This window comes from Streptomyces sp. NPDC001744 (assembly GCF_042892575.1).
In the GTDB taxonomy this organism is placed as follows: Bacteria; Actinomycetota; Actinomycetes; order Streptomycetales; family Streptomycetaceae; genus Streptomyces.
The window spans coordinates 237,656-244,523 of sequence record NZ_JBIAUG010000010.1; the positions used below are offsets into that span (position 1 = coordinate 237,656).

The window sequence follows — 6,868 nt, forward strand, 5'->3', positions numbered from 1 at the left end:
CCACGCCGTCCCGCCCGTGCCCGGGGGACCGGCCGCGCTCCGAAGGCCGGCCCCGGCGCGGGGCGTTCCGGTGTGGGATCCCCCCCGTGCGGGCGGTGCGGGACGCCCCCGGTGCGGGGCCTATTCCTCGGCCGGGTCCGGATCCGGCCGCCGTGGTGTGAAGCCCGGCAGCCACTCCTCCAGTTCGTCCCGCAGTCCGACCGTCGCGTTGAGCTGGCAGAGGACCCCGATGGTGCTCAGCGTCACCCGGTGTATCAGCAGGTACGCGGGGGGCAGGTTCAACTGCTTGCCCAACTGGTGGGCGGGGGAGCGGGGATCGGCGATCCGGGCGGCCTGGGCGCGCATCCAGCCACGGGTGAAGACGAAGGAGTCCGCCTCGGCCGGTTCGATGATCGGCAGCAGGTACTCCAGAACCGCGTCCGGGTCGAGGGAGACGGACTCCTTGACGAACCCCTCCTCTCGCAGCAGCGCGTAGACCCTCTCGGCGTCACCGTCGAGAGCCGTCCGCAGGCAGACGCCGATGGTCTCCGGCAGCCCGCCCGGGAGCCGGTCCACGGTGCCGAAGTCGAGGACGCCGAGCCGCCATTCCGCCGGGTCCCCGTCCCCGTCGGCGCCGGGCAGCAGCCGGAAGTTCCCCGGGTGCGGATCGGCGTGGAGCAGACCGGTGCGTGCCGGTCCGGAGAAGAGGAAGCGGGCGAGGAGCTGGCCCGCCCGGTTCCGCTGCGCCTCCGTGCCGTCCGTGATCACCTCCGCGAGGGGGACGCCCTCCATCCACTCGGTCACCAGGACCTGGTCCGACCGGTGCACCACCGCCGGCACCACCACGTCCGGGTCGTCCGCGAACTCCTCCGCGTGCTTTTGCTGGGCCGCCGCCTCCAGGCCGTAGTCCAGCTCCTCGGAGACCCGGTCCCGCATCTCGGCGATCAGCGGTTTGATGTCCATGCCGGGGATCAGCGGCCCCAGCAGGCGGGCGAACCGGCTCAGTTGGGCCAGGTCCGAGAGCAGGGCGTCCCCGGCTCCCGGGTACTGCACCTTCACCGCGACCTCGCGTCCGTCGTGCCACACGGCCCGGTGCACCTGCCCGATGGAGGCCGCCGCCGACGGCTTGTCCTCGAACTCCAGGAACAGCTCGCGCCAGTCGGCGCCCAGCCGCTCCTCCAGGACCGCGTGCACCGTTCGCGTCGGCATCGGCGGCGCGGCGTCCTGGAGCTTCGTCAGCGCGGCCCGGTAGGGACCGGCGACCTCCTCGGGGAGGGCCGACTCGAAGACGGACAGGGCCTGGCCGAACTTCATGGCCCCTCCCTTCAACTCGCCCAACACCTTGAACAGCTGCTCCGCCGTGCGCTGCTGGAGCTCGCGCGCGACGAGTTCCGCGGATCTGCCGCCGATCCGTTTGCCCAGGCCCCAGGTGGCCCGGCCCGCGAAGCCCAGGGGCAACGCGGCCAACTTGGCGGTCCGGGTGACCGCCTTCCGGGGAAGATCAGACATGCGCCCCTCCAAAACCCAGACTGTCGTGCCGCGCAGGGCCGTTACCCCGCCATTGTGTCGTGCGCTCCTCCGGCCGCCGAGACGCGCTCCCCCTTCCCGCCGCGCGCGGCCCCGCAGGGGCAGGCCGGATGGGGTCTCAGCGGCTCCGCCCGCCACTCCAGGAACGGCAGCGACGTCTCCCAGCGGGTGCCCGTGCTCGCCGGCAGGTCCCCGTCCAGGAAGGCGAGGGCGTGTGCGGCGGCCAGCCCCGCCACCGCCGCGGCCAGTCCGACGTCGCAGGCCGGCAGCGGATGCGGGGCGCCCGAGCGCCACTGGGCGAGCAGCCGAGGCCGGACCGGCTCCCGGTCCGTCCGTTCCTCCTGGAGGCACCGGGCGCAGGCCGTGCCGCCCGGCAGCACGAGCGGTCCGACCGTCCCCGTCGCCTCGACGACTCCGGCGTACAGATGGGGGGTGCCGGTGGAGACCCACGGCGCGGCCGGGAGCGGATCGGGGACGTACGCGCCGAGGCCGTCCCTCGGCGCCACCACGACGAGGGAGAGCCCGGCGCCGCCCCGGTCGCCCTTCCGGCCCTCGCGGACCGTGCCCCGTGACCAGAGGCCGACCAGGCGCCGGGCCGCGGTCGCCCGGCGCTCTCCGGCGGCTTCGGCGGGAAGGCCGCCCGGGGCCGTCTCCCAGGGTTCGACCCGGCCCGAGTCCAGCACCTCGACCACGCCCACACCCGCCGAGGCGAGCAGGGCCGCCACCGTCGCCCCCACCCGTCCGGCGCCCTGGACCCGGACGCGCAGGGCGCGCCGGGCCGCGAGGGTGCGCGCCGCCCGGTCCGGTTCGGGGTGGACCACGGACAGCGAGGCCAGGTCGGCGCGGAGCGGATCGAGGGCCGTGTCCACGGCCCCGGCGGCCGGCCCCGTCCTCCCGGGCCGCCCGGTCGTGGCGTCCGTGAGGAGCCCGGCCGCCTCCAGCCGGCCGAGGAGCGCCTCCAGGCGGCCGTCCGGCAGGCCGAGCGCCCTCGCCTCGGACCGCAGCAGTTCGATCCCCCGGGTGCCGTCGAGCAGCCCGAGCAGCGAACCGGTCGCCGGGTCGACCGGATCGAGCACCACCGCGTGCGCGGGGGTCACGCCGAACTGGACGCAGCGGAGACTCCGCCAGGCCCTCCGCAGCGCCGGTTTCACCATCGGATGCATTTCCCCGCCCCCGTCCGTCCCCATGCGGTGATCAGCGGCCGGTGACCGGTGATCCGGGGCCACGGAGTGAAGGTTCCCCGAACCGCATTCATGATCGGCAACGGCTTTTCCGTCGTCCCGTGACGAGAATGCTCCGGCCCCGCGACAGCCGCCGAAAGTTGTCCACAGGTCCGGGTTATTAGTCATTCGAATGCGGAGCAGGGTGAACCGGGCGTTCCCGAAACCACCCCACCGGCGGGACTTCCACCGCCGCCGGCGGGTAACGTCGGGGCATGCCCGCCGATCCCCAGCCCCGCGTGACCGACGAACCGCCCGGGGACGGGGGAGGGGGCGCGGTCGAGGTCCGCAGGAGCGCGCGGCGGAGGAAGTCCGTCTCCGCCCACCGCGAGGGCGACCGGACCGTCGTGCTCATCCCCGCCCGCATGACGGAGGCGGAGGAACGGCGCTGGGTCGGGATCATGCTGGCCAGACTGGCCGCGAAGGAGAGCAGGCCCGTCCCCGGCGACCGCGAGCTCACCGAGCGGGCGCTGCGCCTGTCCGACCAGTACCTCGGCGGCCGGGCCCGTCCCCGTTCGGTCCGCTGGGTGACCAACCAGAACACCCGCTGGGGCTCCTGCACCCCCTCCGAGGGCAGCATCCGCCTGTCCCACCGGCTCCAGGGCATGCCCGAGCACGTCGTCGACTACGTCCTCCTGCACGAGCTGGCCCATCTGCTCGTCGCCGGACACGGCCCCGCCTTCTGGCGGCTTCTGGAGGCGTACCCCCGCACCGAACGGGCGCGCGGCTATCTGGAGGGCGTGGCCGACGCCGAGCGGCTTCCGCGCCCTTCGGCCCCTCGCGAGGAGTGACGGAGCCGCCACGCGCCGGTGCGCGGGTTTCCCGATTTCGTACCGAAAACCGTTCGGCGTGTCTCGATGTCGTACACAGCGGTTAGCCTGGCGCGAGCATTCGCCATTCGGGATGGGGGACGGTCGTTACGCATGGCCAGGGAATTCCAACGCGGCCACAAGGCCAAGATCAGTGATCTGACCGCGGGGACGGATCTGTACGTGGGCGTGCAGATCTCGGCGCCCGGACTGACTTTCGACATCAGCTGCTTCGGGCTCGACGCCGACGAGCGGCTGTCGGACGACCGCTACTTCGTGTTCTTCAACCAGCCGAAGTCGCCCGAGGAGTCCATCCAGCTCCTCGGCGCCCAGGCCGGCGACACCGAGTCGTTCCGCGTCACCCTCGACCGCGTCCCCGCGCACATCCACAAGCTGTCCTTCACCGCGACGATCGACGGCGCGGGCCAGATGTCCCAGGTCGGCCCCGGCCACCTGCGGATCGTGGCGGGCGGGGAGGAGGTCGCCCGGTACGCGTTCACCGGAGCGGAGTTCTCCACCGAGCGCGCGGTGATGCTCGGCGACTTCTACCTCAAGGACGTCTGGCGGTTCGCCGCCGTCGGCCAGGGGTTCGACGGGGGCCTTGAGGCCCTCCTGCGGAACTTCGGCGGCGAGGTCGCCGAGGAGGAGCCCGCCCCGCAGCAGGCGGCCGCCCCCGGCTTCGCCCCGCCGCCGCAGGCCGCGGCGCCCCCGGCCTTCGCCGCTCCCGCGGCCCCGGCTCCCCCGCCCGCTCCGGCTCCCGCGTTCGGCGCTCCGCCGTCGCCCGCCCCGCCCGCGCCCCCGGTCCACACGGCGCCCACGATGGTCGCGCCCCTGGCCCCGGCCCCGGTGCCGCCGCCCGCCCCGGCCCCCGCGCCGTACGGACAGCCGCCCCAGCCGCCCCAGTACGGCCAGGTGCCCGGCCCGCCCCCGGGCCACCCGTACCCCGCCGGCCACGGCGGGCAGCCCCCGTACGGGCAGACACCGCCCCCGTACGGACAGGGCCAGACACCGCCCCCGTACGGACAGCAGCCCCCCGCGTACGGGCAGCAGCCCGGCGGCGTCCCGCAGGGCGTCCCCGCCGGTGGCGCCGGACTCGCCGCCGCGCTCGCGCCGTACAAGGAGACCGCCACCGGCGCCCGCTGGACCCCGCAGAACCAGCAGCTCATGCGGGTCGACCTCGCCATGGGCGGCACGCCCGTCCTGGCCCGGCAGGGCTCCATGGTCATGTACCAGGGCAAGGTCGACTTCGGCTACAAGGGCGCGGGTTTCGCCGGCCGGATCGTCGGCAACGCCACCGGCCAGGAGATGCAGCTGATGCGCTGCACCGGCCGCGGCCAGGTCTTCCTCGCCGAGGAGAGCGCCCACCTGCACCCGATCGAGCTCCAGGGCGACGGCATCTGCGTCTCCGCCGAGAACGTCCTCGCGTTCGACGAGTCCCTGCAGTACGAGGTCCGCCGCATCGAGGGCCACGGCATCCCCGGTGGTGCCCTCTTCACCATGCAGTTCCAGGGCAGCGGCACCGTCGTCGTGAAGACCCGCGGCATCCCCGTGGTGCTGCCCGTCACGCCGACCACCTTCGCCGACTGCAACGCCGTCGTCGCCTGGTCGTCCGCCTCCCAGGTGGTCCTCTCCAGCCAGGTGCGGCTCCGCCGCAACGCCTACCCCGGCCACAGCGGGGAGACCGTGAACCTCCAGTTCCGGGGCGCCCCCGGCAACTTCGTCGTCGTCCAGCCCTACGAGGTCTGAGGGAGCCCGAAGCCATGAACCAGCAACTCGCGGGCTACGCCCCGACCCCCGTCGCGGCCCGGATGGAGAACCACGGCCGCGCCATGCTCAAGGTCGCCATGGCGACCGGTCAGGACCTCTACGCCCGGACCGGCTCGATGGTCGCCTACGAGGGCTTCATCACCTACGAGCCCAACCCGCCGGCCGTCCGCCAGTACGCGCAGCAGTGGATCACCGGCGAAGGCACGCCGATCATGAAGTGCGCCGGCGACGGACTGCTCTACCTCGCCGACTACGGCGCCGACGTCGTCGTGATCAACCTGAACAACGACTCCCTGTCGGTCAACGGCACCAACCTCCTCGCCTTCGACGCCCACCTCCAGTGGGGTGTCGAGCGGGTCAAGGGGCTCGCCAAGTTCGCCGGGCAGGGGCTGTTCAACGTGACGGTCTCCGGCACCGGCTGGGTCGCGCTGACCTCGCGCGGCACGCCGATCGTCGTCGACTGCGGCCGCGGCGAGGACGAGACCTACGTCGATCCCGACGCCCTCGTCGCCTGGTCGCCCTCGCTCAAGGTCAAGGGCAAGCGCAGCTTCAAGGCGTCCTCCCTCATCGGACGGGGCAGCGGCGAGGCGTACCAGATGGCCTTCTCGGGCCAGGGCATCGTCGTCGTACAACCGAGCGAGGACAGCACCGACCGCCTGCGGGCCCGGGGCTGAGGGGGAGCGAGAACACACCATGCAGAGCCCGCTTTTCAACCACGCCGAACAGCAGAGCCAGGAGCGGTACGTCGTCCAGAACCCGCAGCTCCTGCGGGTCAGCCTGAACGGCCAGGACGACGTCCTGGCCCGCAAGGGCGCCATGGTCGCGTACCAGGGACTGATCGACTTCGACGGCGAGTACCAGACCGCCAACCAGCGCCAGGCCCGCGCCCGCACCGGTGAGGGGCTTGACCTGATGCGCTGCTCCGGGCAGGGCACGGTCTACTTCGCCAACCTCGCCCAGTACGTCCACGTCGTGGAGGTCGAGCAGGAGGGCCTCACCGTCGACAGCGCCTACGTCCTGGCGCTCGACTCGACCCTCCACACCGAGGTCATCGCCGTCGACAGCCAGTACGGCATCTCCGGCTCCGGCAAGTACCAGCTCAACATCTCCGGCCGCGGCAAGGTCGCCCTGATGACCTCGGGCCAGCCGCTGATGGTGCGGGTCACGCCGGACAAGTACGTCAGTGCCGACGCGGACGCGATCGTCGCCTGGTCCACCGGCCTCCGCGTCCAGATGCAGGCGCAGACGCACAACTCCAGCGTCCGCCGCCGGCGCGGCGACACCGGCGAGGGCTGGGAGCTCAGCTTCCTCGGACAGGGCTTCGCCCTCGTCCAGCCCAGCGAGGTCATGCCCCCGCAGCACGCGGCCATCGGCCAGGGCGTCGCCGCCCAGTTCGGGGCCGGACAGCACGGCGCCCGCGGCCAGAACCAGAACAACGCCTGGAACTAGCCGGCCGCAGGTGACGGAGGGGTGGGGGGCGCCCTCGGCGGCCCCCCCCCCCCCCCCGGGGCCCCCCCCCCCCGGGCCCCCGGGCCCCCCCCCCGCGGGCCCCCCCCCGGTCGGGCC

6 protein-coding genes are annotated in these 6,868 nt (G+C 73.6%); 4 read left to right on the forward strand and 2 right to left on the reverse strand.

The window, feature by feature from the left end; genetic code table 11:
• Nucleotides 1-120: 120 nt before the first annotated feature.
• Both ACFYZY_RS15115 and ACFYZY_RS15120 read right to left on the reverse strand, forming a co-directional pair.
• The gene (locus ACFYZY_RS15115; RefSeq protein ID WP_388693593.1) at nucleotides 121-1,488 is read right to left on the reverse strand and encodes an ABC1 kinase family protein; all 1,368 of its coding nucleotides are present in this window, start codon (nucleotides 1,486-1,488) and stop codon (nucleotides 121-123) included.
• A 41-nt stretch (nucleotides 1,489-1,529) separates the two neighbouring features.
• A complete protein-coding gene (locus ACFYZY_RS15120; RefSeq protein ID WP_388693595.1) occupies nucleotides 1,530-2,669 on the reverse strand; it encodes a TOMM precursor leader peptide-binding protein in 1,140 nt (379 codons plus the stop codon).
• Between the two features lie 272 nt (nucleotides 2,670-2,941).
• On the opposite strand from ACFYZY_RS15120, the gene ACFYZY_RS15125 reads away from it, so the two are divergent.
• The 4 genes from ACFYZY_RS15125 to ACFYZY_RS15140 all read left to right on the forward strand — a co-directional run bounded on the left by ACFYZY_RS15125 (nucleotide 2,942) and on the right by ACFYZY_RS15140 (nucleotide 6,751).
• Nucleotides 2,942-3,517 carry a M48 family metallopeptidase gene (locus tag ACFYZY_RS15125; protein ID WP_388693597.1) on the forward strand — a complete coding sequence of 192 codons (576 nt, stop codon included), beginning with the start codon at nucleotides 2,942-2,944 and terminating at the stop codon, nucleotides 3,515-3,517.
• Nucleotides 3,518-3,649: 132 nt separating this feature from the next.
• Nucleotides 3,650-5,281 carry a TerD family protein gene (locus tag ACFYZY_RS15130; RefSeq protein WP_388693599.1) on the forward strand — a complete coding sequence of 544 codons (1,632 nt, stop codon included), beginning with the start codon at nucleotides 3,650-3,652 and terminating at the stop codon, nucleotides 5,279-5,281.
• 14 nt (nucleotides 5,282-5,295) lie between these two features.
• A complete protein-coding gene (locus ACFYZY_RS15135; protein WP_388693601.1) occupies nucleotides 5,296-5,976 on the forward strand; it encodes an AIM24 family protein in 681 nt (226 codons plus the stop codon).
• A gap of 19 nt (nucleotides 5,977-5,995) precedes the next feature.
• Nucleotides 5,996-6,751 (forward strand): AIM24 family protein, encoded by a 756-nt coding sequence (locus tag ACFYZY_RS15140; protein WP_388693603.1) that lies wholly within the window; start codon nucleotides 5,996-5,998, stop codon nucleotides 6,749-6,751.
• Nucleotides 6,752-6,868 lie beyond the last annotated feature (117 nt).

Bases quoted from the DNA above. Each gene is read 5' to 3' on its own strand.
- ACFYZY_RS15140 (WP_388693603.1), top strand. From the start codon at position 5,996: ATGCAGAGCCCGCTTTTCAACCACGCCGAACAGCAGAGCCAGGAGCGG.
- ACFYZY_RS15135 (WP_388693601.1), top strand. From the start codon at position 5,296: ATGAACCAGCAACTCGCGGGCTACGCCCCGACCCCCGTCGCGGCCCGG.
- ACFYZY_RS15115 (WP_388693593.1), bottom strand. From the start codon at position 1,488: ATGTCTGATCTTCCCCGGAAGGCGGTCACCCGGACCGCCAAGTTGGCC.
- ACFYZY_RS15125 (WP_388693597.1), top strand. From the start codon at position 2,942: ATGCCCGCCGATCCCCAGCCCCGCGTGACCGACGAACCGCCCGGGGAC.
- ACFYZY_RS15130 (WP_388693599.1), top strand. From the start codon at position 3,650: ATGGCCAGGGAATTCCAACGCGGCCACAAGGCCAAGATCAGTGATCTG.
- ACFYZY_RS15120 (WP_388693595.1), bottom strand. From the start codon at position 2,669: ATGCATCCGATGGTGAAACCGGCGCTGCGGAGGGCCTGGCGGAGTCTC.